General features: G+C 42.1%; 21 protein-coding genes. 10 read left to right on the top strand and 11 right to left on the bottom strand.

The window, feature by feature from the left end; translation table 11 throughout:
- Positions 1–220 precede the first annotated feature (220 nt).
- Positions 221–430: a hypothetical protein gene (locus tag BTO10_RS04350; protein WP_004738883.1), complete on the bottom strand. Its 210-nt coding sequence runs from the start codon at positions 428–430 to the stop codon at positions 221–223.
- A 924-nt stretch (positions 431–1,354) separates the two neighbouring features.
- On the opposite strand from BTO10_RS04350, the gene BTO10_RS04345 reads away from it, so the two are divergent.
- The 4 genes from BTO10_RS04345 (at position 1,355) to BTO10_RS04330 (ending at position 5,058) form a co-directional block, all read left to right on the top strand.
- Positions 1,355–2,287, top strand: coding sequence for a siderophore ABC transporter substrate-binding protein (locus BTO10_RS04345; protein ID WP_105023685.1), 933 nt, complete (start codon positions 1,355–1,357; stop codon positions 2,285–2,287).
- A gap of 97 nt (positions 2,288–2,384) precedes the next feature.
- Complete coding sequence (locus tag BTO10_RS04340; RefSeq protein WP_105023684.1) at positions 2,385–3,338, top strand: ABC transporter permease; 954 nt, start codon at positions 2,385–2,387, stop codon at positions 3,336–3,338.
- Positions 3,331–4,281 carry an iron chelate uptake ABC transporter family permease subunit gene (locus BTO10_RS04335; RefSeq protein ID WP_105023683.1) on the top strand — a complete coding sequence of 317 codons (951 nt, stop codon included), beginning with the start codon at positions 3,331–3,333 and terminating at the stop codon, positions 4,279–4,281. The genes BTO10_RS04340 and BTO10_RS04335 overlap by 8 nt, the downstream gene beginning before the upstream one ends.
- 12 nt (positions 4,282–4,293) lie before the next feature.
- Positions 4,294–5,058, top strand: a complete 765-nt coding sequence (locus tag BTO10_RS04330; protein WP_061032327.1) for an iron ABC transporter ATP-binding protein — start codon at positions 4,294–4,296, stop codon at positions 5,056–5,058.
- Positions 5,059–5,151: 93 nt separating this feature from the next.
- Here BTO10_RS04330 and BTO10_RS04325 read toward each other — a convergent pair whose 3' ends face one another.
- From BTO10_RS04325 to BTO10_RS04300, 6 genes are read right to left on the bottom strand one after another with little or no spacing between them, the layout of a single operon-like run.
- A complete protein-coding gene (locus BTO10_RS04325) occupies positions 5,152–5,976 on the bottom strand; it encodes an ETEC_3214 domain-containing protein (RefSeq protein WP_181143954.1) in 825 nt (274 codons plus the stop codon).
- Between the two features lie 9 nt (positions 5,977–5,985).
- Positions 5,986–6,438: a hypothetical protein gene (locus BTO10_RS04320; RefSeq protein WP_105023682.1), complete on the bottom strand. Its 453-nt coding sequence runs from the start codon at positions 6,436–6,438 to the stop codon at positions 5,986–5,988.
- A 9-nt stretch (positions 6,439–6,447) separates the two neighbouring features.
- Positions 6,448–7,671: a murein transglycosylase domain-containing protein gene (locus BTO10_RS04315; protein ID WP_105023681.1), complete on the bottom strand. Its 1,224-nt coding sequence runs from the start codon at positions 7,669–7,671 to the stop codon at positions 6,448–6,450.
- A 23-nt stretch (positions 7,672–7,694) separates the two neighbouring features.
- A complete protein-coding gene (locus BTO10_RS04310) occupies positions 7,695–8,669 on the bottom strand; it encodes an LPP20 family lipoprotein (RefSeq protein WP_105023680.1) in 975 nt (324 codons plus the stop codon).
- Positions 8,669–9,331 carry a hypothetical protein gene (locus BTO10_RS04305; protein ID WP_105023679.1) on the bottom strand — a complete coding sequence of 221 codons (663 nt, stop codon included), beginning with the start codon at positions 9,329–9,331 and terminating at the stop codon, positions 8,669–8,671. Before BTO10_RS04305 ends, BTO10_RS04310 begins: the two co-directional genes overlap by 1 nt.
- A gap of 34 nt (positions 9,332–9,365) precedes the next feature.
- Positions 9,366–10,904: a caspase family protein gene (locus BTO10_RS04300; RefSeq protein WP_258096988.1), complete on the bottom strand. Its 1,539-nt coding sequence runs from the start codon at positions 10,902–10,904 to the stop codon at positions 9,366–9,368.
- Between the two features lie 660 nt (positions 10,905–11,564).
- On the opposite strand from BTO10_RS04300, the gene BTO10_RS04295 reads away from it, so the two are divergent.
- The 3 genes from BTO10_RS04295 (at position 11,565) to BTO10_RS23970 (ending at position 18,676) form a co-directional block, all read left to right on the top strand.
- Complete coding sequence (locus BTO10_RS04295) at positions 11,565–12,539, top strand: DHH family phosphoesterase (protein ID WP_004738899.1); 975 nt, start codon at positions 11,565–11,567, stop codon at positions 12,537–12,539.
- Between the two features lie 187 nt (positions 12,540–12,726).
- Positions 12,727–13,752, top strand: a complete 1,026-nt coding sequence (locus tag BTO10_RS04290; RefSeq protein WP_105023677.1) for an HD-GYP domain-containing protein — start codon at positions 12,727–12,729, stop codon at positions 13,750–13,752.
- Between the two features lie 82 nt (positions 13,753–13,834).
- Positions 13,835–18,676, top strand: coding sequence for an ATP-binding protein (locus tag BTO10_RS23970; RefSeq protein ID WP_258097043.1), 4,842 nt, complete (start codon positions 13,835–13,837; stop codon positions 18,674–18,676).
- 75 nt (positions 18,677–18,751) lie between these two features.
- On the opposite strand, the gene BTO10_RS04280 is transcribed toward BTO10_RS23970, so the two are convergent.
- Positions 18,752–19,642: a LysR family transcriptional regulator gene (locus BTO10_RS04280; protein ID WP_105023676.1), complete on the bottom strand. Its 891-nt coding sequence runs from the start codon at positions 19,640–19,642 to the stop codon at positions 18,752–18,754.
- A 264-nt stretch (positions 19,643–19,906) separates the two neighbouring features.
- Between BTO10_RS04280 and BTO10_RS04275 the strand changes: the two genes are divergently transcribed.
- Positions 19,907–21,082 (top strand): MFS transporter, encoded by a 1,176-nt coding sequence (locus BTO10_RS04275; RefSeq protein WP_102478857.1) that lies wholly within the window; start codon positions 19,907–19,909, stop codon positions 21,080–21,082.
- 247 nt (positions 21,083–21,329) lie between these two features.
- Here the strand turns inward: BTO10_RS04275 and BTO10_RS04270 are convergent, their stop codons facing one another.
- Together BTO10_RS04270 and BTO10_RS04265 are read right to left on the bottom strand one after the other, a co-directional pair.
- Entirely contained in the window at positions 21,330–24,086 is a 2,757-nt protein-coding gene (locus BTO10_RS04270; protein WP_105023675.1) for an immune inhibitor A domain-containing protein, read from the bottom strand.
- A gap of 37 nt (positions 24,087–24,123) precedes the next feature.
- A complete protein-coding gene (locus BTO10_RS04265) occupies positions 24,124–24,423 on the bottom strand; it encodes a hypothetical protein (RefSeq protein WP_102478859.1) in 300 nt (99 codons plus the stop codon).
- A gap of 207 nt (positions 24,424–24,630) precedes the next feature.
- Here BTO10_RS04265 and BTO10_RS23340 point away from each other — a divergent pair, with 207 nt between their 5' ends.
- The gene (locus BTO10_RS23340; RefSeq protein ID WP_146106815.1) at positions 24,631–24,879 is read left to right on the top strand and encodes a hypothetical protein; all 249 of its coding nucleotides are present in this window, start codon (positions 24,631–24,633) and stop codon (positions 24,877–24,879) included.
- Between the two features lie 80 nt (positions 24,880–24,959).
- Here the strand turns inward: BTO10_RS23340 and BTO10_RS04260 are convergent, their stop codons facing one another.
- On the bottom strand, positions 24,960–25,925 hold the full coding sequence (locus BTO10_RS04260; RefSeq protein ID WP_105023674.1) for a hypothetical protein: 966 nt from the start codon (positions 25,923–25,925) through the stop codon (positions 24,960–24,962).
- A 153-nt stretch (positions 25,926–26,078) separates the two neighbouring features.
- On the opposite strand from BTO10_RS04260, the gene BTO10_RS04255 reads away from it, so the two are divergent.
- Complete coding sequence (locus BTO10_RS04255; protein WP_102479705.1) at positions 26,079–26,546, top strand: Lrp/AsnC family transcriptional regulator; 468 nt, start codon at positions 26,079–26,081, stop codon at positions 26,544–26,546.
- The last annotated feature ends 22 nt before the right edge of the window (positions 26,547–26,568 follow it).

Here is a 26,568-nt window from a genome sequence, read left to right as displayed (position 1 = left end):
GCGATCATTCAAGATGACGCTTTCAAATCTCTACGCTTTTCAGACAAGCGTCAATTCAATGAAAACACGATAACCTAGCTAGCGTAAGCCGCGAGTGAAATGCAAAAAGGGCTAGGTTTCTATTCTGTTCCAGTTCTACTCTATTTTATTCTGCTAGAGCGAATTGAGGGTGACATCTGTGGGACTAACGGTGTTTCTTTCTGTTGCCTTAGGGGAAAAGCTATAGGAGTGTGAAATGTCCTAGGGTGTTTCCGTTGCGTGAAACGATAGTTCCGGTGCTGTCTCTTTCGTTAAATTCAAAGTCTATGAGATAACTGTTGTGTTGTAGCTTTGGCAATATATGGCGGTGAAGTATATCGCTATTGAGCTGTCTAATCTCGGCGACCCATGAAAGTTGTTCTTTGTGTAAGTCTATTTTGATCTTGAGCATTTACTACCTTTTAGTTTGTTGAATGATTTCTCGCGTGAGAGTTGGTACCAATGGATTTGTCTTGTTGTTCTTCGTGACATAACTCTGCCTTGTGTTTATTACATTTGTATTTAAGTGAACGATCTAATCTGAGTTCGCGCATAAGAAAGCGAATAACGATAGATCGGTAGTTAGGATCGAATTTAAAAGCTATTGAATGACTATCTAGGTGAAAGCTGACGCAGAGATGGTGTAACGAGGTATCGAGAACTGTCTTTGTGGAACTTGGACTTACTTTAGCATTAACAGCTCTATAGATTAGAGCCAGATGGCTAACTATACGCCTAGTTTTTTAAATTACAACCCCATTTTTTATGAAATCTAAAAATAATTTTGATTGAAATATCATCGTTATTTAGCCGCAAAGGGAGAGTCATTGGGAGGTTACTCTTCTTAGTGCGGTGTCACTGATCATGTTTTCTGAACAAAAGTTCTCTTGTTATGTTTTGCGGTGTTTTTGACTATCGGTGATAACTAAGTTGCTGTCATATAGGAGTTTTACATTGTAAATTCCAAGGCTTCATGCTGCGAGTCCTTGATTATGTTGTTTGTTTAAAACTCCGTTCTTCCAAATCCTGCTCCATTTTTCTTAAATGAGATCTATCCAGCTTTCGAACGCTGCGTCGATATACGTGTTTTAGATAGCGATCTAGCAATATATGAATAATCACTTTAACGTTTCTGAATAAGAAAGTTGTTGTGCAACTAAATTATTGCAAATATTATTGATAATAATTCTCACTTGCGTTACAAGTTTGTAGTCAAATCAATGACAAACTTTAAATTATCGTTATTTAGCAGTTGTGTACGACCCTTACTCACCTATGAGTATTCTGACTTTCATTGTCATGAGTGGTGGTTTGTCTCAATGGCAAAGGAATAAACATGAAGAAAACAATCAAATCAGTTCGCCAGTTAGTGAGCGGGCTTGCTATCGTTCTTGCATCATCGCTGATGACCGCTCATGCGGAAACCGTCACGATTGAACACGTAAAGGGCACCGCGCAGTTTACTGAAGTACCACAACGAGTTGTTGTTCTTGGTTTTGGTAGCTTGGATGTACTTGATAAAATTGGTGTAAAGCCAGTTGGTGCACCTCACAGCCTAATGCCTGACTATCTTGAGTCATACAAGGAAACAACGAAAAACACTGGCTCGTTAAGAGAACCTGATTTCGAAGCTATCTACATGTTGAAGCCAGACGTAATCATTGCGGAAAACCGCATGCTTAAGGTTTACGACAAGTTGGCTCAAATTGCACCAACGATCATGTTCTCTATTGAAGGTGATAAGTACTGGGCTGATGCACAGCAAAACTGGCGTTCACTGGGTGAGTTATTCGGCAAGCAGGCCGAAGTTGAAGCGATCATCAAAGAGACTCAAGGTTCAATCACTGCTGTGAATGACAAAGTAACCTCGGGTGAAACGACGGCGATGATGCTAATGAACAACGGTAACAATATTGCGATGTTCAACAAAGGCAGCCGCTTCTCTATTATCTTTGACGATTTTGGCTACGTTGAGTCAAAGAGTGCGACAGTCGCACCAATCAAAGGTACGCACGGTAACCTTATCTCTTTTGAATACATTGCAGACGCAAAACCTGAAGTGCTTTACATCCTAGATCGTGAAAAAGCGATTGGCCGCTCTGAAGGTCGTGCACCTCAACTGTTTGATAACCCATTGGTAGCGGCAACGCCAGCAGCACAACAAGGTAACATTGTTTACCTTGATTCAAGTGCATGGTACCTAGCTGGTGGTGGTGTTACTGCAATCCATAGAATGTTGGGTGACATCGAACGTACCATTCAACAGTAATTTTTAATGAGTTTTTCGGGCTTATAAGAAACGTTCTTATAAGCCCTTTTCCACTTTTTATACGGGCTACCCGAGACCTACCTTTAGTATTATTTCTATGTTGAAACCCATTGCAGCCGCTGTATTTCTTGTCGTGTTATGCGTTGCGTCATTGATGATAGGGGTCGCTGAAATCAGTTTTAGTGACTTCTTTAACGGCAACCAACACGCCAACTCTATTTATATCGTGAGTCGAATCCCTCGTTTGCTAGCCATTGTGCTCGCTGGAGCCGGTCTAAGTGTCTCTGGCTTGATCATGCAGCAGATTGTGCAGAACAAGTTCGCAGCGCCGTCTACGATGGGCACGATTGACTGTGCCATGTTGGGTTATATCGTTGGTATTCTGGTGCTAGGTAGTGCAGCTCAATGGAGCTACCTAGGTTTCATCTTTGCGTTTGCTGTGTTTGGCACCATGCTGCTGGTTCGCTTCTTACAGCATCTTAAGTTCAAGAATGCGGTTCTAGTGCCTTTGATTGGCATCATGTATGGCAACGTGGTTTCAGCACTGACAACGTTTATTGCTTACAAGTATGATTTAGTACAAACCATGTCTGCATGGACCATGGCGAACTTCGCGAGCGTATTACAGGGCAGCTATGAAATTCTGTACCTTGCCGTTCCGGCTTGTATGCTGGCTTACTATTTCGCGAGTCAGTTCAGCGCAGCGAGTATTGGTGAGAGCTTTGCAAAGAACATCGGCTTGAACTATCAGAAGATCGTTTTTATTGGTGTTGCTTTAGTAGCAATATGCGCGTCTTCAGTAGTAATGATCGTAGGCGTCATTCCATTCCTTGGCCTTATCGTTCCAAATATCGTCTCGCTGATGATGGGTGACAACATGAAACGAATCCTGCCTTGGACAGCATACTGGGGCGTGATCTTGGTACTGGCTTGTGACTTGTTAGCTCGAGTTGTGATTTTCCCTTATGAGATTCCAATCTCGATGGTGATCAGCATCTTCGGTGGCTTGATTTTTATTTACCTAATCATGAGAGACAAGTCGAATGCGTGATTCAGTAAAAATCGCGATTCTGGCTATCGCGTCTTTGTGTATGACAGCCGTTTTTGTAGGGCAGGGGCTAACCTGGGATAACTATGAATTTTTCTTGTCGCTAAGAATGCCTAAGCTGTTATCCATCGTACTAGCGGCTGTGGCGATTGCTGCGTCGTCACTGGTCTTCCAAACCATTACCAACAACCGAATTCTCACACCTTCAATATTGGGTTTTGATAGCTTGTACATGTTGGTTCAAACGTCACTGTTATTTGTATTTGGTGGCACGAGCTTTTGGGTGATTGATTCCATTGCAAACTTCGGTTTGTCTGTCTCTGTGATGATCTTATTCTCGTTTGCGCTTTTCCATTTTTACTTTAAGAGCAAGCGCAACAACGTATTTACTCTGTTGTTGATTGGTATTGTGTGTGGCAGCGTGTTCTCGAGCTTATCGAATTTCTTAGTGATGTTGATTGACCCTAACGAGTTTGCGGTACTGCAGAACGTTATGTTTGCGAGTTTCAACAATGTGAAAAGCGAGCTGGTTTACTTGAGTATTCTTCCGTTAGGTTTGTGTTTTCTTGGGCTCTGGGTGTTGGCTCCAAAGTTGGATGTTCTATGGTTGGGCGTCGATAACGCGACAAGTTTAGGTGTGAATACCAAGCGATTAACCCAGATGATTCTGGTAATTGTGTCAGTAATGGTCGCGGTATCAACTGCTTTGGTTGGCCCTGTGCTTTTCTTCGGCTTAATCACGGTCAGCTTAGCGCGCCAGATATTCAGCTCCTATCAACACCGCGTGCTTATTCTTGCAAGTAGCTTATTAGCGGTGGTTCTGCTTGTGTCTGGCCAATGGTTCATTGAAAAAGTGATGGCTTTTGAAACCACAGTCAGTGTGATCATTAACTTGGTCGGCGGTTTGTATTTTATGTTCTTGTTGTTACGTACCAGAATTCAGTAAAGGTAGTAAGTAGTGATTAAATTAACAGGTTTAAGTAAGAAGTATGGCAAATCACTGGTTGTTGATGATGCCAGCGCTATGTTCCCAAAAGGGGAAGTGACTTCTATTATTGGCCCAAACGGTGCGGGTAAAAGTACACTGCTTTCAATGGCTAGCCGCCTAACAGAAAGTGATGCCGGTGAAGTGCTTATTGGCGACAAACTGCTTGCTGAGTGGGATACCAAAGAGCTAGCAAAACACCTGGCGGTACTCAGACAGTCAAACAACATCAACATGCGATTTACGATTCGTGAATTGGTTTGCTTTGGTCGTTTTCCGCATTCGCAAGGTCGCTTGAAAGACGAGGACAACAAGATTGTTGATACAGCACTAGAGCATTTAGGTATTACTGATATTCAAAACAAATACCTTGATGAGCTGAGTGGTGGTCAGCGTCAAATGGCGTTCATTGCAATGGTTGTTGCACAAGATACAGACTATGTTTTCTTGGATGAGCCGCTTAATAACCTAGATATCAAGCACTCTGTTGAGATCATGCAGACGCTTCGTCGCTTGGCGCATGAGTTCAATAAAGCGATCGTTATTGTGATTCACGACATCAACTTTGCTTCTTGCTATTCAGACAACATCGTAGCGATGAAAAAAGGCCAAGTAGTGAAATCCGGTAAGGTTTCTGAGGTTGTAGAGAAATCAGTGATGGAGTCGATCTACGAGATCCCATTTGAAATCCGTGAGTTCGATGGCGTCCGAGTCTGTATGTACTACTCAGGTCGTTAGTCAGTCTATCGCAAGCGAAAAGAGCTCCTATATGGGGAGCTCTTATTATTCGTTCGTAAGTAACAAAACTATACATATATCAATACGCATAGATTAATTGGTGATTAGTTCATACTCCAATTTCGTCAAAATAGCTGGAGCTAACGATTCTAAGTCTAGAGTTGTATAGCCATAGAAGTTGGGACTAAGCTGTTGACGTAACTTTGATAAAGAGCCTTGTGTATTTTCTTCCATTATCAACTTGTCATTGTAATCTGCGAGCAACTTTAGTTGTTGAGCCGATAGTGGAGATAGGTACTCACTATAACCGCCAACAGAATGGTAAAGTAATTCGTAGCGACCTCCTTCCGACTCTTCTATATAATAATTCCCAGTTCGTGCAATATTAGAGGTTGCTCGACTTTCGTTTGACGATGAAGAGAAGCTAGAGTTTAGATAGTCGTTACCACCAGCATGATACTTAACATCTGCGACAAAATCTGGTTTCGGGAAGACCAGAAATGCGTCAATGGTATCGTTGGACGTAATTGCAGAAAGAATAAACTTCTTGTCTTTGTAATACTTAATTTGCATTTCACCATTCGACATTTTGGTGTACACCGGAGAACCAAACGTCTCTTCCAAAATACCGCTAGAAGCTCTGATGTAGATTTCCGAAAGGCGATTGTTAGATGGAGAATCTGAAAAATTAGAAACGATTAAATCCCAGCCTTTGCTCCCCATATCTATTGCATCGTTGAATTGTCCTCCAGCTATGATCAGAGCAACGATAGCAAGAATAGAGTTTGGTGTATTGTCTCTAAGCCTTTCAAGAATATCTTTTTCTTCTTTGACTGGTGGCTCTTGAGCATTGGGCTTGTTCTCTTTTGGTTCTGCTTCTGCTTTTTCAAGAGAGGCAGGCAAAACTTGTTCTGGCATCACTACACCTTACTCCGTAACAATTTGAGGCGTTCGAGCGACTACTCGTGTGCACAGATATTCGTCAACATCCTTTTCTACTGATACCGTCTCAGTAACCCAAGTAAATTTCATTAACTGGTTCGTAAGTTGTTTTGTCGTTGATTTCGCTGTGATGGATGTTGTAACAACAGTATCTTTGCGGTCTGCAGTGACAATTTTCTTTTTGTCGGTTGTGCGGTTTGTATCTAGTTCTTTTTGTACCATTGCTTCTAATGATGCAGCTAGAGAAGCACGCGCTTCCATCGACGCGATATCCATATCGAGAGTCATATCTCCCATACTTTCAACGCAAGCTACACCAGCAATTAAGCCTTCAGGTAAGTCGGATTGAGGGTTCATGCGCCAACTTGGAAATTCGGTTTCCGCTATAGTTTGAAAGGACATAGTAGCGATCGCAGCAAAAAGTAGTGTCTTTTTCATGTTCATTCCTTAAATCATATTCTTTTCGTAATTCATTTCTGCTTTGCTTACTTTTTTCAAGTAATTGCGTGTTTCTGCTGCAGAGTGCTTTTCTTGTATTGTCTGGAAGACTTGCTTTGGAGCGAGTTGGTTAATATTTTTGATCGCAACAGAACGTTTGCCACCAAAAATACGATAAATAGGGCCCATTCCACCGTTGTATGCTGCAGTTATACAGTACTTTAGGCTTGTCTCATCTTTGACACCTTTGAAATATTTAGAGCGAAGTAGATGTAGGTATGCTGTCCCTACCTCGATGTTTTTTTCTGGGTCAAATAGATACTCTTTCTTGAGTAACTTCTGCTCCCCAAAAAGAAAGTCGGTAGCGTCTAAGCCTGCAGAGCTAGGTACGATTTGCATCAGCCCAAAAGCAGGGACGTGAGACACTGCTGTTGGGTCGAAAGCACTCTCTGTCTTGATGATGGATAAAACGAATTCTGGTTCGAGTTTGTATTTCTCTGCGTACACCTCAACGGTTTCAAAGAAGCGTTGTTCTTTGCGGTTTAGCCAGCTAGGTGGGAAAGCAATTACAGCTTTAAGAACGGTATTGCCTTTCGTATCTTTTGTTTTGGTGATGGCAATATCATCAAGAGCTTTACCTAACTCTTGCTCTTGAACTTCTGGTGAGTCGGCAACGGGCAAAAAGGTTTTTTCACTCAGTTTCTGTACATCGGTTGCGTCGATGAGTTCTGAAGTGTAGGCGTCTGCTTTCTGAGCTTGTCCTATAGTTAACTTTGACGTTTGTATAATCTCTTCTTTGAGTTCTTCAATAGAGGTAGTTTCTCCAGAGATAGTGGTTACTTGAATGATGTTCTTCTCGAAGTTAACCTCACGCTTTAATTGCAAAGATGGGCTATAGCTTACCCATTTAAATTGGTCACTGAAGGTTGGGTTATCCCAAGACTTTGAAACTTCACTTTTAAACTCATTAAACTTCTCCTGAGCTTGCGCCACGTATTGGTCAAACTCACAGTTTTTCTGAACTTTGTAAATGTCATATTGAGCTTCACCACAAAGTTTGAATTTTTCGAACTCGTCTTTTGCCTCGAATGGTCGATTGATGAAATGCTCGACGCTAGGACAACTTTGTTCGCTTATTGAGAGTTGACAAGCTTCTTTTAGGCTATCGGCAGAAGCAACACAACTTGTAAGCAAAATTGCAAGTGGGGAGATCTGCCAAAACGTTTTTTTCATATCTTTTCCTTGATAATAGGTTGCTAGGCTTTCTCTATGGAGAGTCTCTCCATGACAAATTCGCATTCATCTAGGTATTTAAGGATCAAACCAAAGCCAGGGGTGTCAGTTGATAAGCGAGACTCATCTAGTATCTCAAATCGAGATGTGTCTATTTCAGAGGGGCAGAGTAATGCAATATTAGTATCGTAAGTTTCTTGACCTTCATTTAGCAGTGCTTCGATGCCGTCATACATTTTTCTATCGGGAAACTCGATAGAGTCACCATTAATAACTTGTTTATTTTCGACTAATACACCAGTGCTACCGTCTTCATAAACTTGAAATAAAGATAGATAACCGGCTTGGTTTGCTTCTAGTCTGATAAAGTAATTATCACCAGCTGTCAGACGTCTTTTAGTAGAGCGAATATTTAGACTTTTTGCTGAATGATTGAAAAAAAGGTAGTTGTATTGGCTTTCGGGTAGTACTAGATGCCCTGAGCTATTGGTAAGCTGCCAGCCTCCAGCGAACCGTTCAATACTGATATTGGGTAGGCATTGATGTTGTTCCACCCAGTTTTGTAGCATTGTAGTTTCTGTCCAGTATGGGTGTAAGTCACTCTGACACTGGGACTGTTTAAGCCAATCTGCTAGCTTTTGTGCGAATGACTTAGGGTCATATTCCACTTGTACATAGAATTGATTATTGAGCTGTTCGCTGTTGATAATCGTGACATTGTTCCTAAACACCACGCTAGTTATAGATTCTTTGTGGGATGCTGCGGATTTCTTTAATTCACCATTTTCAAACGATTTTGAACTGATTGTTTTACTTACTACTCGGTTTTCAACACTTTTGGCTAAGTCATGATAGGCTGCATCTTTGGCTTGTTGATAGGTGCTACCTTGGCCAAAGCCATAACTTAAATTAGTATCAAGTGGTACCTCCCCGTACCAAGATGGGGAGGCAAAAGCACATGCACTCGATAGCGAGGTGATTAGAGCTAGAGTTTTCATTAATCTTCTTTTTTACCAGGGTTTGGCGCTTCCATTATTGTCCAACTACCATCTAGTCCGTACTTATCATAGATATTAATTGCAATACTTCTTCCAGTTTGAACTGCTGACATAATGTAGCTTCCACGATATACACCGTAATTAAGGTTTCCTTCTGAAGTTTTAACAATCTTTTCGTAGGTATTTGATTGAGTAATAGCTAGTTGATTATTTTCTAACGGTCCACTTAGTACTTGACCAGAACGCTGATCGGAGTTTTTACAACCAATATTATTGGCTGGTTTAAAAAAGCTCCAACTAGATCTTCCATTTGATGTAACTGATGGCCCTTCTACAAACCAACTACAATTGTTAGTGTCTAGGTAGTGTCCCGCAATCAATTGGTTAGCACTTGAAAAAGCAACTGATTTTATAGAGCTCATATTTTTGAATATGAGGTTGCCATTTTTGTCCGCTGCGAACTCAGCACTCATATCAAAGAATTGAGTTTGCCCTGTGTCCTTATTAGTTACTGGTACGCGTAACATGGTTACTTGGTTACCAGCACCTTGGAAATGTGCGCCTTGGAATGCGATATCTAGATTAGAGTTTTCTATATCTGCAGCGAAGGCCGTTGATGTAATTAAAAGTGCTGATGTTGCTAGAATTGTTTTGTTAAACATGGATATAAGCCTTAATCAATGTTTTGGTAATGAGTTAAAGTGAAATTGTCTGGTTGCCGGTAATCGTTGGATGCTGGCGTTTTAGATCACCCATTTCGAAAGATGCAGATTTAACTTTGTCATAGACGTCCTGATACAGAGTGCCAACATCTTTATTGCCTTCGATCATTGACTTCATGAGGTAATAACTAAAGAGGCGATGACGTTTCTCTTGATACATGTTGGAGTATTCTTTATCTCGGCCAGCTGTGATAACAACCATGCGCTCAGGGTCAATGCTGACTTTTTTAGGTGCTAACCTTGAAGCTGCAACCCCCTTGATTACAGATACGCCATCAGTGGCACCGCTGAAGCAACTATCCACCATAACGACAATCTTGCCTGCTTTACTGGCAGAAAGTGTTTTGTAGAGATTGTCGAGTTTGAAGAATTCATCATCAGTTATGTAGTCAGGGATCTTATCTTGCGGAAGAATGTAAGGGTCATTATCCGGAATCGCAGGGATACCGTGTCCACTGTAGTAGAAGTAAACCGTATCGCCTTCATCGACGTTATCCAACATCAATCGCAACTTATCTTTAATAGCACCACTGGTTGCATCACGGTCAATTAACTCGTAGACATGTCGTTCAGGCACACCAAGCACTTTTGTCGCAACGTCAGACATTACTTCGCCGCTGCTACGTGCAAAGGCTACTTGATCCGAGTTTGCGTAATCTTCGATAGATAGGTTAAAGAACCAGTTTGAAGAATTACTTTCTACGGGAACAAAACCATTCAATAGTTGTTTTAACTCATCAGCAGCGGTGCTGTCGGTTGCCGAAAGACGTGAATCGACTTCGAAAGCATCGATCAGGTTAGGGTTTTGCATTTCTAGGCCAGGAGTGGCTGCTCGGTTTGGTCCATTATTGAGAACAACACTAAGAGCTTCTGGTTGATAGTTGCTTTGTGCTACATCACCTGAAAACTGAGCTTCGTTGTATTTGCCTCTGATATTTATGAGCTCTAATTGGCTTTCGTCGTAAGAGTACGTCAGCGCTAGGTCTAATTTATCAATGTTATTGAAAACATCACGAGCTTGATCTAGAGGTACGTTTAGAATGATGTCACGTTGATAGTTTTGATTCGATGCTTTAAACAATAAATGCATTTGTTGATTTTCTGCATCATAGCTTTTTGTCGTAACAACAGGCTTGCCCATTACGTCTCTAAACGCACTTGCGACTAATTGGGTTTTTTTGGCTTCCAAATTACCTTTTCGAGAATCTGCGGCCTCTTGTAGCTCTCGAATTTTCTCATTTCGAGCTTCAACTTGTTGACGATATTTTTGTTGTATATCTGCTATCTCTTGTTGTCGCTGTGTACGTAGTTTTTCGACGCGTTGTTCAAATTGTATTTTAGTCTCAAATTGATCTTTTACGATCTCTGGAGCTTTCGGTAAATCTGGTTCTGGTATTGGAGCCGGGATATCACTACTACTCAATGATGTATATTGAGCTTCGTAAAGCGATGCAACAGCACCGACAAGAGAAATGGGATCTTCTGCTTGAATACATCCTATCGCTTGAGTCATGTAATGTTGCTCTTTAGATGAGGAGGCACCTGTGATTGAGTTCAATTGGTTTGTTAGCTCAGTATTACCAAGCCGCGTAATAACGTTACCATTCAGTGTTATAGGGGCATCAACCTGTAGCTCTCCTCCTAAAAGCCAGACATCAGGACTGGAGGAGCAAACGGTTCCTTGTTTGGAGTGTGAAAACTCAAATTGATTGTCATTATTGGCATAGCTTAGTGAAGGCACCAGCGCTATTAACATACCCGTGACAATTCTGTTCCGTATCATTAGATAAGTCTTCCGTATGAGAGTAGTGTCAGATGAGCATTGGAACATATAACTGAGTTGAATATCACTCAACTGCAAGATTTTCGAAGTGAGAGATAAGTCAATATTTGTTTTGTTAAATGTGAGCAAGTATTGTGTAAATTGGAACTGGTATTCCCTAATTGCTTTGTGTTTGAGAGGCTTAGAGTAAAGTAATTTTTGTTTCTAACTCCTAATTGATTACTCATGTTAATGATAGGTGCTTGTCTTATGTTAAAAATTATCGTATTCGCTCTTATTACTGTAGGTATATTTATTGGGATTCAGCATGGTGACGAAATTGGAGGCTAATATCTGAAGTTGAAGAAATATTCTTGAGTGTAGTGAAAGGATTAGAAGGTTAGAGGATTTATGTCTGTTTCTTTGTTTGATGAGTTTTTAGAGCGCTTAAATGGTTGTGAGAGGGTGATCATTCAGGCCCATGATTTCCCAGATCATGATGCGGTTGGCTCAGCATTCGCGCTTGCGTATTTGCTTCGAAAAAAGGGCTTCTCACCTCTCATAACTTACCAAGGTTTTATAGATAGAGTATCTCTACATAACTTGATTGCTTGGCTCGACATCCCGATTGCTAAAGCACACCTGTTAGATTTGAAACCTAATGATAAGATCATTGTTGTAGACGGTTGCATCGGTGAGAAGAATGTTACTGATTTACCTGGACTTGAGGTTGGTGTGATAGATCACCATCAAGTTGTAGCCCCTAAATATACCTGGTTTGATGATATTCGACCGACTTACGGTTCAACCGCGACAATCATGGTGGAATATTTTAATTATTATAAATTGCCAATACCAAAAAGAATTGCAACGGCCTTGCTTGTTGGGTTGACATTCGATACGGCTAATTTCACGAGAGCAATGAGTAAGCCGGATATTAAAGCTTTATTTCAGCTCCAATCCCTTTCTGATATGGATATGGTCAATCGAATTTGTAGAAATCAAGTCGAGTATCATGAACTAAAGTTTTTTGATTCGATGATTGAGTCAATGACCAAAGAGGGAAATTGTGCTTTTGCTACGTTGCCTGAAGGATGCCCTAAAAACATGTTAGGGGTACTAGGTGATTTTCTATTAACTGTCGATGAAATTGATGTCGTTGTTCTTAGTGCCAGGAATCGTGAGAGGACTTTCATTTCATTACGTTCTGAGTGCTTGAAGAACAATGTGGCTCTCGTTGTGAGGCGAGCACTAAATGACACGGGTGTTGGTTTTGGAGGTGGGCACCCTCATATGTCGGGAGGAGTTATTCATCAGATATTTAAACACTCAGATGAACAAAAGTTTGTGTATGATTTGATTCGTCCTCAGTTAGTTGTTGGCTAAAAAAATCGTACTGTTTCATATAAACTTTCATGACAAGTTTTTGACATCTATATTTATGATCGTTAGTTTGATGTCACTCGAAGATCTGCCCTTCATTTTTCAAAATCACTTGCCATTTTTTGTGCCTTGCATTCCAAAAACGTTCTACACTAGGGTTATAACTGTTTGATTTTTATACGAGGTATCAATGAGTCGTAAACCAATAGTGTTAGTAGTAGATGACACCCCAAGCAATTTGGATGTGTTAACGGCGATACTCAAAGATACCTATCAAGTTAAGGTCGCGATCAACGGCACTATCGGTATCAAAATAGCTAAGATGGTTCCTCAGCCGGACCTCATTCTCCTCGATATCATGATGCCCGATATTGACGGGTATGAAGTGTGTCGACAACTAAAAGCACAGCCGAATACCGCGCATATTCCCATTATCTTTGTGACCGCCAAAATAGACCCTGAAGCCGAGGTAAAAGGGCTATCTCTGGGGGCTGTTGATTACCTGACCAAGCCGATCACTCCTGAAATCGCACTGCAACGTGTGAAGACTCACATCGCTTTGTATAACCAGCAGCGAGCGTTGTTTAGTCAGGTGAAAGAGAAGACCAAAGAGATTAATTTAGGCAAGTTGGAAACTCTTAATATCCTTGGGCGAGCTGCGGAGTTTAAAGATAACGAAACGGGTATGCACGTTATGCGCATGAGCCACTATTGTGAAATATTGGCGAAGGCATTGGGCATGACAGACGAAGATGCCGAGACCCTAAGAGACGCAGCGCCGATGCACGACATTGGTAAGATTGGTATCCCTGACAGCGTGCTGCTCAAGCCAGGTAAGTTGGATGCTGACGAATGGGCAACCATGCAAAAGCACGTCGAATACGGTGTTGAGATACTCGGCAGGCAAAGTGACTCTAAATTGATGCGAATGGCTATTCAAGTCGCGCAGTATCACCATGAAAAGTGGGATGGAAGCGGCTACCCAAATCAAATAGCAGGCGAGGAGATCCCTCTGGTAGGGCGCATCGCAGCGGTAGCGGATGTGTTTGATGCCCTGACAGCAGAGAGACCGTATAAAAAAGCTTGGAGCGTAGATGAAGCGCTGGCCTTGTTTGAAGAGCAAAAGGGCAAACATTTCGATCCTAGAATCGTTGAATTGCTGTTTGAAAATCTACCTAAGATTCTAGCGATTAAAGAAAAATTCAAAGATGAGTAATCGATCTAATAGATGTCGTGTTTTTGTGTCGAGGCTGAAAAGTTCAGTGATTTCATTCGCGGTATGGTTGCTGTCCGTGCTTATGTTTGTTGGCAGTGCTTATGCCTCTGAAGTGACTGATGCCGAGCTAGACCTATGGTTAGACAACAAGCCAACAGTGACTTTCATTGCTTTTGCTAACCATTACCCATATTCCTTCCTTGATGATGACGGAAAAGTCTCTGGTATTGTTAAAGACTGGACACAGGATCTTGAAGAGCGGTTTGGCGTTCATGTGAGATTTATAAGCGTCAGCTCTCGCAGTGAAGCCAAAGCTGCACTGCTCGATGGGCGAGGCGATGTTTTCCCATTCCAACAGTTTGATCCAAGTGATGGAGGGCGTTTTCTCTCGAGTGACCCGTATATTCCTTATCAAGTTGCAATGATAGTGCCTTTTGATAATCAAATAGCAAGGAGCTTGAGACCTAACCACAAGCGAAGCATCGCTATAGTTAATGAAAACATAGATTTAGGAAAAGCTGGCATTCAGTTGAACTCTATTGAGCGAGTTAATTTTGATAGCGTTATCGGTGCTGTGAAAGCATTGAAAGAAGGTTATGTTCAAGGTCTTATTGCTGAACCGATCACTACCATGGAGATTGCTAATCAAATAGATTTTTATGATCTAACAGTTGATTATGTATTAGAGCATTGGAAGACAGTACAGGCCACAATGTTACTACGTAGCGACGAAGTCCAGTTACAGACTTTGCTCAACAAACAGATCAAAACCTTTGATGTACATAAAAAAAATCAGGTTTTATCAAAGTGGTTAGATAGTTCTCCTTATCGAGTGCCCCTTAAAGGGGTTTTGGGATTTGGTATCCCACCTTATATGTACCCGGATAGCACTTCTGTTGGCTTGCAACACGACATCATACAGCGTGCTCTGAATGATATGGGTTACATGCTGGGTGACGTTGTCACTTTGCCGCCTAGTGCTGCTCAAAAAGCGATCGACAATAGCAATTCAATCTCTTTTGTTTCCGGTGTTCAGGCTGACGATCCCGATGCTCACTTTCTAAGTGATCCTGTCATTAATGTTGAATTTGTCCCAGTGTCACTAGCGAGACGCCAACTCAACCTCAAATCACAAAAAGGCTTGTCTCTGGGTGCACTGTTGTTTGATGACACCTCACCAATTAAAAACTCCATAGAGATGCTTTCTCAAGAGATTGATATCGAGCGAGTTGAAGACATCGGCAGTCTGGAGTCAGCTTTTGCGCAGTTAAGAGCACAAACCGTCGATATATTGATGGTTGAGAGGCGAGTACTGGAGTGGTTTATTACTAATACTCGCTTTATTGAAATGTCAGAGCTTCGATTGCACGACGAACAGCAAGTTGAGTATCCAATCTATGTCGATTTTAAGAGTGAAGAGCTGAGAGATCGCTTTAACGCGGCAGTAGCCAATCTCAAACAAGTCGATGATGGTTTGAGTCAAATCATTGAGACCCATATCCAGAGCGACTTAAGCCAGGTTCTAAAGAAAGCGAGTATCATTGCTCAAATTTCCGCTTATTTTATCGTAAATGACCGTTTTGATGACTTGTTTGAACTCTTTAAAGTGTTTGACACGGATAGTTCTTTTCAGGTGATCACTGCCCAAGCTGATAACAACAATCGTCCAATTAAGGCTTGGTATATCGGTAATCTTGTCGATGAGCATGGGGAGAAAAGAAACACCTCTCATTTTGCATCAGTAACTAAAGTGGCCAGTTACCGCACTAAAGGCGGCATTATTAACTCCGGCTCAATGACCTTTTACTTTGATACAAAAACGTTAGAGCGAAATCATGTCTACTTCCCAGATATAGAGCAATTTAATTCGTTTGGTGAACCCGCTAAGCGATACATTGCCGATATATATCAAGCCAATAACTTAACGGGCGAGATCTTAAATTTAAGCGAAGAGGAGAGGGAGTGGCTTAAAAACAACCCAACGGTGCGAATCGGTATCGATCCCAATTCACTTCCGTATGAGGCAGTCTCTAGTACTGGTGAGTACATCGGTATGATTGATGATTACCTGAAACTCATCGAGCAGAAAACCGGCTTAAATATTGAGCATGTTGACGTAGCGAATTGGTCTGAAACTCGAAGCTTGGTTGATCACCAAGAAGTAGAACTTGTCTCTGCGGCGCAAGAAAATCGCTCCTTGGGAGAGAATGTCAAAGCGGCAAATAGCCTATTCTCGAGCCGCTTGGCACTTGCATCAAGACGTGAGGTGAGCAGCTTAGTCCTTGAAGAAGCTACTGGGTGGAAAATCGGTATTTTAAGAAATGCAGCGAATACTGAGGCGATAGTAGATAAGTATCCAAACGTCGAGTGGGTATTTGTTGACTCGACCGCTGAGGGTTTGAATCTACTTGATGATCAGAGCCTAGATGGAATGATCGATACGGTTGATGTCTTGAACTATCTCATTGATTCATACGGTCACCGAGACATAGGGATTATCGGCCGACTGGACTTTTTTCTATCACCGACTTTACATGTGATCAAATCGGAACCTCTTCTATTTTCTATTTTGAATAAAGCCATTAATAAGATCTCTGCAGAAGAGCATCAAAAGATATCAGCGAAGTGGGCGGCACCAAAGGCAATAGAAAGAGTTGACTATCATCTGGTTTACACCATCTCCGCTTTTTCGTTGGTGATTGTTTTGCTGATTGTCTTCTGGAACCGAAAACTTGCGAAGCAGATTAGCATTGCCAACGAAGCGACAGAGGCACTAAAAAAGGCCCAAGACCAACTCTATAGCATGCTTAACAGCTCTCCAATTGCAGCAGCAGTAGTTTTTGAGGAACAGGTTCGTTATGCCAATGACACAGCAAAACGCTTGTTTGGTGTTGAAAATAAGGAACTCTCGTCTATCGATGTGATTGCTATTCATGATTCTCTCGAGGTTCGTGATGACATTCATAAAGAGCTCAAGCTGAACGGAAAAGTCGTGAACAAAGAGTTAGTGCTTAGGAAGTCAGATGGCACTCGTTTTGTCGCACTTGTTAGCTACTACTTGTTTGAGCTTGATGGTGAAATCGCAACGCTATTTTGGGCATTCGATATTTCTGAAATGAAACGTCTAAATGAGCAATTGGCAGAGGAGAAAGAGAGAGCAAACCTTGCAAGTCAGGCTAAATCAGAGTTTTTGGCAAACATGAGCCACGAAATTAGAACGCCAATGAATGCTATTATTGGCTTGTCTTATCTAGCGATTGGCGAAATCTCTAACCCTACAGCCCGCAACTATATCGAAAAAGTGCACCGCTCTGGGCACTCTCTGTTAAGCATCATCAACGATATTTTAGACTTGTCTAAGATAGAAGCGGGTCAGTTGTTTATCGATAATATTCCATTTAATGCCTTGGTAACTTTTAAAGATGTGATCGAGTTGATGGAGTCAAAAGCGGATGAAAAACAGCTTAACTTATCGATGTCGATTGACCCAGAACTCGATACGCCTTTACTCGGTGATCCACTCAGATTGTTCCAAGTGATACTTAACCTTATTGGCAACGCGATTAAGTTTACGGAAAAAGGCAGTGTTTCTTTGACGGTCGATATTGTTGACTCAAACGAGCGTGAATTGACGATGAAGGTTTGCGTCGCGGATACTGGAATTGGCATTTCTGATGACAACCTTCATAAGTTATTTCAAGCGTTTAGCCAAGCAGATACCACAACGACACGTCGATTTGGTGGAACAGGGTTAGGGCTCAATATCAGCCAGAAACTCGTGAATGCAATGGGCAGCGAAATTACGGTTGAGAGTGAGTTTGGGCAAGGCAGTGAGTTTTCTTTTGTCGTAGCCTTTGCTCGAACGACCAATGAAGAGTTGGCTCAATTCAAAGCTCAAGAGTTACAACTAGATTATCAGATAGAGTTCAAAGGCCAGAAGATACTGCTGGTGGAGGATAATGAACTTAACCAAGATCTTGCGTTAGCCTTTTTTAGTCGCTCTAAGTTAGACGCCGACCTTGCTGAAAACGGCAAAGAGGCACTGGCATTAGCACAGAACAACGACTACGACATGATCTTTATGGATCTACAGATGCCAATCATGGATGGTTTTGAGGCTACAAGGTTGATCCGTGAATTTAATACCACTGTGCCTATCATTGCGATGTCGGCCAACGTGTTTGCGGATGCGAAACAAAGAGCAAGAGACGCAGGCGTAACAGACTTTTTGGACAAGCCGATCATCATTGATAAAGCGACGTCTTTGATCTCTAAATACATCGTTCCTGAGGTGTTGATTGGAGGTAAAGCGCCTGAACTTGTTCCGGTTGATAAATCGATTTCTGATAACTCTGGCTTACCGATTTTCTCAAAAGCTCGATTTGAGCAGCTCACCAATAACGACACTGCTTTGCAAAATAAGGTGTTAGATAGGTTCTGCCAAGGGGCACCATCGATGCTATCTGAAGCGTTCGATAACCTAGCGCAACAAGAGTGGACAACGTTAGAGCGGAATCTACACACACTAAAAAGTATGTCGGCTTCAATTGGTGGGCAGAGGCTCGCTGAATTACTCAGTGACTTTGAAAGCAGAGCTCACAATAAGGCTTGTGTAGAGCAAGATCTTGAGCAAAGCGAAGTTGGCTTAAGGGAGTTGATTGAAGCGGTCGAGCGTGATTTTGGTAAACCATGCGCAGCCACGGCAGAGAAAGGTGCAGATGATACATCGGACTCTTCTGAGTTAGATCCCAAGCAAATCTCTAAGCTGTTGTCTCTTCTCGAAGCTTACGATAACGATGCGACGCAATACGTTTCGGAGTTACTCATTGAACACCCTGATTCGAGTGCTTTAAAAGAGATTCAGAGATTGCTAGAGAGTTACGATTTTGAAGGTGCCTCTGAGGTTCTCACAACTTTACAGTAGTGGCATTAGAAGCTTTTCCTGGTAATGAAAGCCTTTAACTATCTTGGTTAAAGGCTTTTTGATCTGCGCACTAACTTAATTGCTGACATTCTGTTTGATTAAATCAATCACGTTATTGTATCGGTGAGGGAGTTTGCGGTTTCGCTTTTGGACCAAGTACAGCGTTTCCTCAACTTCTATTTTTGGGGGCACGACGTGCAACTTATCTCTTTCAGCAAAATGTTCCACAGCACCAGCTGGCAGCACGGTAAACCCTAATCCTTTTGATACAGGTAGCAGTATCTGATGAAGTTGGTTGATATAGCCTGATTTCGGTATCTCATTAATGTTGATGTTCGCGAGTTCTTTATCACCACACAGGTCAAAGTACAAAGAGAGGTAATGCGCAGAATCTGGGTGAGCAATCAGACCAATCTCGTGAAGTGTTTGTGGCGTTATCTCAAGGTCGGCATGGCTGTGGTGCACGATAAGACACAATGCTTCTTTTCCGATAACTTGGCTTTGGTAGTAGCTGTCGTTCGGTGAGTGTCTTACGATACCGACATCGGTCGTGCCTTGAAGTAGGTCATTTAATATCTTTCGATTCGGTGCAGCCTCAAGATTAATGCTTAGGTCTGGGTGTTGCTGCTGCAGTTCAAGAAGTTTGGGATATAAGCGTAAAGAGAGTGAGCCTGAACAAGATAGGTGACACTGCCCAGAGTAAGGGTTATCAAAACTGAGCGACTCGAAAAGGTCTTCTTGGTCTTTCTCTAGTTTAAGTGCATAGCGATACATAATCCGACCTTGCTCGGTCAGCTCGAAGCTCTTATTTTCTCTCGAGAGCAGTTCACAGTCACATGCTTGCTCAAGCTTTTTGATGTGTTGGCTTACACCTGGTTGAGTCATGTACAACTTTTCAGCCGTTTGGGTGAAATGACCGACTTCTACCAGAGTCTTAAATGTGTTGAGCCAAAGTGGATTAATCATACTCGCCTCTTAATGCCGAAGTTTGTAAAACACGCCATAATGAATAACAGAAAATTATTATTATCCCCATTAAATGATAAATGCAAATCCAGAATGAATTGAAAATATAGGCAGAGATGCATTCGATATCGTTGAAGAACCAAAAGGAGATGGCTTTAAGGCAATACATTGGTAGCAGGTGAGTTTCATTTTTTGTAACAAAGTGTTGAGACTTTGTTGGTTATTTGGTCTAGTGATCAGCCGCGCTCATATTTAGGAACAAAGATGAATAGAAATGTTTGGCTACTGTCACTGTGTCAGGCCTTATTAATGACAGGGAATATCTTACTGATTTCCGTGATTGGATTGATAGGAAAACAGATTGCGCCCAGTGCCAGTATGATTACCTTACCAGTCGCGTTGCAGTTTTTGGGCTTGATGGCTGCCACCATTCCCGCTTCTTTGATTTCAGGTAAGTTAGGCCGCAAGCGAGGCTTTAGTATCGGTAATCTCGTCGGTATAACGGGGGCGAGTCTAGCAACTTACGCGTTATTGCAACAAAATTTCTATCTGTTTTGTTTTGCGACTTTTTTATTAGGTATCGGCATTGGCTTCGGAACGCTTTATCGCTTCGCGGCTATTGAAGTGTGTGATGAAAATGCACGACACCGCGCAATCTCGATTTCAATGGCTGGTGGTGTCCTTGCGGCGGTACTCGGGCCGAACTTAGCGATTATGTCTCAGCAATGGTCGCAAGATGGTCTGTACATTGGGGCTTTTGCTTCATTAATTGGCTTAAACATTTTGGCCCTCGTTATCTTACAAACCATTCAATTCCCTAAAGTGTCGTTTAGCAACCAGACACCAAAATCTGATCCTTTGAGTGCAATCGTCAAGGCTCCGAATTTTGTCGGAGCCGTCTTTGCAGCAATGGTTGCCTATGCGGTGATGAACATTCTGATGACGGCTACACCATTGGCAATGATTGGCTGTGGTTTCGACTTTACTAAAGCGGCGGGTGTGATTGAGTGGCACGTATTGGGTATGTTTGTCCCTGCCTTCTTTACTGGATCGCTCATCGAGAAATTTGGTTCAAGAATGATGATTTTGGCTGGCGGGATATTGTTTGTTTTTTGTATTGCTATCAATATCCATGGTGAGTCGATTTGGCACTTTAGAGCAGCCCTGGTTTTACTTGGGGTAGGCTGGAACTTTATGTTCATCGCGGCAACTGGTTTGTTCAGTCAATCTTATCAGCCCCAGAACAAAGCGAAGGCACAAGCTTTCAATGAGTTTGTTGTATTTGGCTGTGTGACAGTGACTGCGTTGCTTTCTGGTTGGTTGGAATCGACAGCGGGTTGGCAAAAACTCAATATTTACGTACTACCTTTTGTGCTAGCCGTTATCTTATTATTTGCATTTAGCGCACGTAAATCACGTATTCAAAATCAGCCAGTGTGACGAGTTTTCATCTGTTTGGGTGAGATAGCCCCCTCATTAGAAGAGTACCTCTGCATAGCTTGTTCGAAGTCGAGACAAATAAAAAGCCCTACCAATGACGGTAGGGCTTTTGCTTACGGCTTAAATAATAACGTTTTCTTAAAACTGCTGTCCTGACTCATGCCACAGACAACAGTACTTAAGTTGGTTTATCAGTACGCACGTTATTGTCTACGTACTTATTTCAATGATTTGAGCTAGAGGCGACTTATAGGTCGACCATAATGGTCTTAGTCGTGATCCCGCCTTGGTCATCGATGATTCGTAGCTTCACTTCATGCTTTCCGTATGAAGGGAAGATAGAAGTGAATGTGCGACCTCGTTTCACTTTTCCATTTGGTAATGTCCACTCTGTATCGACAATTCGACCATCGCTGTCCGAACTTGTTGACCACATGGTGACCCAACGACCTAAGTGAATGTACTTCGCACTTGCTTCAGGAAGCGCGTTTGGAACCTCAACATTAACGATTGAGCTAAACGATGCGTTAGCACCTTTGTCGTCGACTACTGTTAGGCTGACTGTGTATTCGCCGGCTACTTGGTATGTCCACGTTGGCGCGATTTCACTGCTTGTTATGCCGTTGCCGAAGTCCCATAGGTAGCTGATGATTTCGCCATCTTGATCCGAACTGAAGTTACGGGCTGATACGTTCAATCCATCCGTATTGAGTTCGAAGTTAGCCGTTGGCGCAATGTTGTGTTGGCTTACTTTCGATAGACGTACCACACCATATTCGTTGTCAGCGCTCTGGTTAACAATGTCTACCACCAAACCAAATTTAGTCAAAATACGACCTGAATCAGGAGCTTGTGGTGATGTGTAATCTTGATCATCAGAGAAGCTTGCTGTACCCACTAGGCTTGTGTCCTGAAGCACATCATTGTCACTGTTCACAAGACGCATTGGAGTATGGTCTTTCAGTGAGAACGCGGCATCTCGAACTTGATAACGTGTTTGAGCGACTTTTCCTGAGTTTTGCCAAATCATGGCATTTTGGTCGGCATCGACCACTCCCAACCAGCCTTCACCAGGGTGTTTGCCTACCCAGTTATCAGTGAGTGACTCATCGACATACCAAATGATCAGGCCTGGATCGAACGACATGAGTTGGCCCATGCGCTTGATATTCGCCAAACCTTCATCCACGTCCATATGACTACGCCATTGCAGTAGGTAGTAGTGTTGAGCTTGATGGAAGCCATTACTCAATTTGAAGCCATTAAGTGCAAAGCTAGAGTTATCTTCGCCGTCATCTATCGTAACCGTGTCACCGTCAACTATAAGGCTAAGGTTGTCTAGGTAGAAACCTTCCATGGCTAATCCGCCATCGGTGATGTACTCGAACGACAGTTCTACTTCTTGGCCTGCCCATTGAGAAACATCAAATTCAGCATCAATCCAACCGTCAGACTCGCCACCAACCGCTGGAACTAGGCCAGTATTGTATGGGTCATCCATAGAGGTGATGTTGCCAGCGATGGCTTGTCCGTTCACAAGGACACGAGCAAAGTCATAGTCTTTCTCGATTTGGTACCAAGTTTTGAAGGAAAGCACTGCAGAGTCGCCAGCCGGGATTTCCAACTTACGAGTCATGCTATTTTTCAGGTCGTCGCCTTTTTGAGAGTGGAACGAGTACTCACCCTCGAACGGTTTCAAACCTTCGATTTGTTTCTCTGGAAGGTCGACCTTAATCATGTTCGGACGGTCGTTATCTGTCGTTTGGAACAAGGTGTAAATTTGTGGCTTGTCTTCTAGGTCATCAATTGATATTTGATCATCGTTAATCCAGCGACCACCAATCGACTTTTGTAAGAAGTGTTTTGCCCAAGAACTGAAAGCGGTCGGTTGTGTACCACCAATTTGACCAGCCCAACTGCCTGAAGACATGATAGACCAATAAGAGACAGGTTCACCTTTGCCTGTGTATTGCGTGTCGTACTCGTCTGGTAGACCTAAGTCATGGCCATATTCGTGCGCACAAACACCAGCTGCGGCATCGATCGGTTGAATCGTGTAATCAAATGCTGCGTACTGGCCATTAAAACGGTCTGGAAGCGAGCTCGAGGTGCCTTCTAGCACATGGGTGCGTCCAAGGTTGAATCGGTGAGACCAAATTGCATTAGGACCTAACACACCGCCACCGGCTTCTTCACCTACAGAGGCATGGAACACCATTAGGTGATCAATTACGCCATCTGGCTCACGGAAGTCTCCGTCACCATCGTAATCGTAACGATCTTCAATATCGTAATCAGCAAGGTTGATACTAGGATCTTGAGCTAACTGGTTAAGGGCTTCACGCACCAGCTCTTGGGCGTTCAGATCATTGTCTGTAGTAGGGGAGTTACCGCCATAGAAAGCGGCAGGTTTAGAAGCACGATACCAACCTGCAGCCTGACCAGCCACACTATAACTGTCGCCTGATTCGCTTTGATAATACTGGCGCATCGAGATTAAGTTTTCGCCATTTGGTCCAGTATAGCCAGTGTCAGAGAACAACAACTCTTGGTAGTGTTCAGGGTTGTAGCTCTCGTAGAGCATTTGGGTGTGTTCTTTGGTCAGTCTGTTGTCATCCCAGTTTAAGTCGGGAAAGTCGACAAGTAGCGCGAGCACTTTGTCTGTACGCTTAGTACCGACTTCAAGTGCAAAAACACTCGCTTTTTTAACGCCAGATTCTTTTTCGATGGCTTTGAGAATCTTGGCTCTCAGCTCCATGGCTTTTTTGCCGAACTGAGCATCACCTTTAAAACCAGAGTTAAGCTTATTTTTTAGGTAACGGTCCAGTGCATCATGTTTTACCGCGTCGGTTGCATCTTGGTCAACGAAGCCCTGTCTTACTAACATTTCTATTAGCTTGTCTTCATTAACAACACCAAGATCTATCGGTGTTTTGGCATAGCTACTGACGCTAAATAGAGTAAGCATTGCTGAAGCGAGCAATGTTTTTCTCATTATTTTCATTGTATTTCCTTTTTATATTTCCGTGTCGATATAAATATCAACTTCCTTCATCGGTGTTATTCACCGATATTGGTCTAATGCACTCTTTTGGTGCTTTATTTACCTGACGTTGGTTTGTTATGTCTTTATTTAAATCGAAATTTGGCTGATGGTTCTTATTTGCTTTGGCATTGAGATAGATACGCAAAGCTTCTTGGTTGTCCTCATAATTTAAGCCGGGACAGATAATGCCTTGTTCAATCAATGACTTCAGCAATGGCTCATCATTCTCTATAGTGGAAGCCTGTGACAGTGAGGATAAGGACAGAACCATTAAGACCATTGTTTTATGTGACATTGTTATAATTAGCCATTTGTTTCGGTTATGTAACAAAATATATTTATAAAATTAACCAATCAAACTGTAAATTTTTACAAGTTATTGTCTATCCTATTTTCAACATTAAGAGTTAATATCAAACACCCTTAGATAATTACCTTATTATCAGTTATTTATTTTATTTTTGTGAATTTATAGTTGATTGTTTTAATATTAAGTATCAGTGTGAAATATATGGTTATTGTCTCTCGTGTTAATAGAAGTAAGGCTTTAGATAGTAATAAAAATACCGTTATACTTTGTGTTGATATAAGAATAGTGAATTTTATTGTCAGCCCAATGGTGGATTATTTGTGTTTAAATTATTTTCACTCGAATTATCACTATTTCTTCGACTGGGGAGAGGTGAAAGCGCTTATGGGAGCAATGTTACGCAAATTTTTAGTTAGTACGGCTGGTGGTAGTGGCGAATAAGTTGGCTAGTGAAAAAGCTGATGATTAAAGAGCCTGTGTATCGGCTCTTTCGCTAAAAGGTTTACGGTGAGATTTCGTTGTTATGATTGCGAAACATCCCGATAAAAGTAACGCTCACAAATCGTTGGTTTGACACGTTTAATAGCGTGCGAAATTAAAGCGACGATGAGAACTGAGAATACGATCCTTCCCCAAAATATGGTGTAGAAATCAGCCCCGATCAGCAAGATCAGCAAGGTATCTTCAATTAAGCTGTGAAGTAGATTGAGCAACATGATCGCGGTAAATACATCTCTTGCGGAGATATGTCCTTTCTTTGCTTCATTGATCAATAGGCCGCCACCAAATGAAAGGCCTAATGTGATGCCAATGATGGTTAGATTCGTAGCATCTTTGCTAATGCCTAATAGTCTCAAAAAAGGTCGCAATAACATGGCCATTAGCTTCTCTATACCAAGAACCTTTAGCGTTTTAAGTAACAACAATAGGGCAGAGATGACCATGAATATCACTGCAAAGTTTTTCAGCTGTTCGATAGCCCAACCAATATAACTGCTATCTGAGGATACTTCTGGCTGCCATAAAACGGTTGCTGGATAGTTGAGTAAGTCTCCGTATTGGTAACCAATATTCAGTAGCCATGCCAGTACTAAGCTGCCACCGACTCTCACCGACAAGGTGGCAAGCCAACTTACCCCAGCTTTTTTCGCGATAGCGCCTTCGATTGGTAGAGAATGAGCGAGAAGCATCATGCTCCCTAACACAGACGCTTGGGCGACAGTGAGGGGCACTTCAGAATTAATCAATATAATTAATCCAGCGTAAATATTGGTGAGTATTGTGGTAGCCCACACTAAGCCCATCTCTTTAGGTAAACCAACACTCTCCATTATTGGGCTTAACCACTCGCTGAGAATCACTATGCCACCGAGTTCTTCGACGACTTTGATGACGATGATGATGGGACCCATGATCCGAAAAAGCGTTGAGGTGACATCGAAAATCTCTTTTAAGAGTTCTTTAAAAAATTGATAAGTAGATTTCATTGATACGTCCATGTTGTGACTGTTTGATTTAGGAGGATCTTATCGTGATTGCTGTGATCTTGATTTCTAAATCTCGTTATAAATTTAGTTATAATTTTTTAATTACTTAGATATTAGAAATTATTAGTCACAAATTGGTGTGTTTAAGAAATTATGGAAATTGACCGCATAGATAGAAGCATACTCATCCAGCTTCAGAAGAATAACCGTATTCCAAATTTAGCATTGGCTGAGCTTGTGGGTTTGTCACCACCTGCGTGTTTAAAGCGTGTAAAGCGTTTGAGAGAGGAGGGAGTGATCGTAGGCGATGTATCTATTATTAACCCTGAGCTTGCTGGTCATAAGATGACTTTGGTCGTGTCTGTCGAAATGGAGCGAGATAGAGGCGATATTTATCAAATTTTTCGCCATTCTATATCTAAGGCTGCAGAAGTGACGCAGTGTTATCAGATCTCAGGTAGCTATGATTTTATGCTTATTGTGACTGTTAAAGACATCCAAGCCTACGAGGATTTCGTTGAGCGAGTACTACGCAAAGATCTTAACATTCGTAAGTTCCATACTTCAGTATCGATGAGAACGGTGAAATTTAGCACTGAAGTGAAGTTAGAAGAGTCATGATAAGAGAAGGATAATCAACAGT

Origin of the sequence: Vibrio chagasii (assembly GCF_002954585.1) — a bacterium.
In the GTDB taxonomy this organism is placed as follows: Bacteria; Pseudomonadota; Gammaproteobacteria; order Enterobacterales; family Vibrionaceae; genus Vibrio; species Vibrio chagasii_A.
This window is presented reverse-complemented; position numbering and strand designations above follow the sequence as displayed.

Bases quoted from the DNA above. Each gene is read 5' to 3' on its own strand.
- BTO10_RS04350 (WP_004738883.1), bottom strand. From the start codon at position 430: ATGCTCAAGATCAAAATAGACTTACACAAAGAACAACTTTCATGGGTC.
- BTO10_RS04345 (WP_105023685.1), top strand. From the start codon at position 1,355: ATGAAGAAAACAATCAAATCAGTTCGCCAGTTAGTGAGCGGGCTTGCT.
- BTO10_RS04340 (WP_105023684.1), top strand. From the start codon at position 2,385: ATGTTGAAACCCATTGCAGCCGCTGTATTTCTTGTCGTGTTATGCGTT.
- BTO10_RS04335 (WP_105023683.1), top strand. From the start codon at position 3,331: ATGCGTGATTCAGTAAAAATCGCGATTCTGGCTATCGCGTCTTTGTGT.
- BTO10_RS04325 (WP_181143954.1), bottom strand. From the start codon at position 5,976: ATGCCAGAACAAGTTTTGCCTGCCTCTCTTGAAAAAGCAGAAGCAGAA.
- BTO10_RS04320 (WP_105023682.1), bottom strand. From the start codon at position 6,438: ATGAAAAAGACACTACTTTTTGCTGCGATCGCTACTATGTCCTTTCAA.
- BTO10_RS04315 (WP_105023681.1), bottom strand. From the start codon at position 7,671: ATGAAAAAAACGTTTTGGCAGATCTCCCCACTTGCAATTTTGCTTACA.
- BTO10_RS04310 (WP_105023680.1), bottom strand. From the start codon at position 8,669: ATGAAAACTCTAGCTCTAATCACCTCGCTATCGAGTGCATGTGCTTTT.
- BTO10_RS04305 (WP_105023679.1), bottom strand. From the start codon at position 9,331: ATGTTTAACAAAACAATTCTAGCAACATCAGCACTTTTAATTACATCA.
- BTO10_RS04300 (WP_258096988.1), bottom strand. From the start codon at position 10,904: ATGACTCAAGCGATAGGATGTATTCAAGCAGAAGATCCCATTTCTCTT.
- BTO10_RS04295 (WP_004738899.1), top strand. From the start codon at position 11,565: ATGTCTGTTTCTTTGTTTGATGAGTTTTTAGAGCGCTTAAATGGTTGT.
- BTO10_RS04290 (WP_105023677.1), top strand. From the start codon at position 12,727: ATGAGTCGTAAACCAATAGTGTTAGTAGTAGATGACACCCCAAGCAAT.
- BTO10_RS23970 (WP_258097043.1), top strand. From the start codon at position 13,835: ATGTTTGTTGGCAGTGCTTATGCCTCTGAAGTGACTGATGCCGAGCTA.
- BTO10_RS04280 (WP_105023676.1), bottom strand. From the start codon at position 19,642: ATGATTAATCCACTTTGGCTCAACACATTTAAGACTCTGGTAGAAGTC.
- BTO10_RS04275 (WP_102478857.1), top strand. From the start codon at position 19,907: ATGAATAGAAATGTTTGGCTACTGTCACTGTGTCAGGCCTTATTAATG.
- BTO10_RS04270 (WP_105023675.1), bottom strand. From the start codon at position 24,086: ATGAAAATAATGAGAAAAACATTGCTCGCTTCAGCAATGCTTACTCTA.
- BTO10_RS04265 (WP_102478859.1), bottom strand. From the start codon at position 24,423: ATGTCACATAAAACAATGGTCTTAATGGTTCTGTCCTTATCCTCACTG.
- BTO10_RS04260 (WP_105023674.1), bottom strand. From the start codon at position 25,925: ATGAAATCTACTTATCAATTTTTTAAAGAACTCTTAAAAGAGATTTTC.
- BTO10_RS04255 (WP_102479705.1), top strand. From the start codon at position 26,079: ATGGAAATTGACCGCATAGATAGAAGCATACTCATCCAGCTTCAGAAG.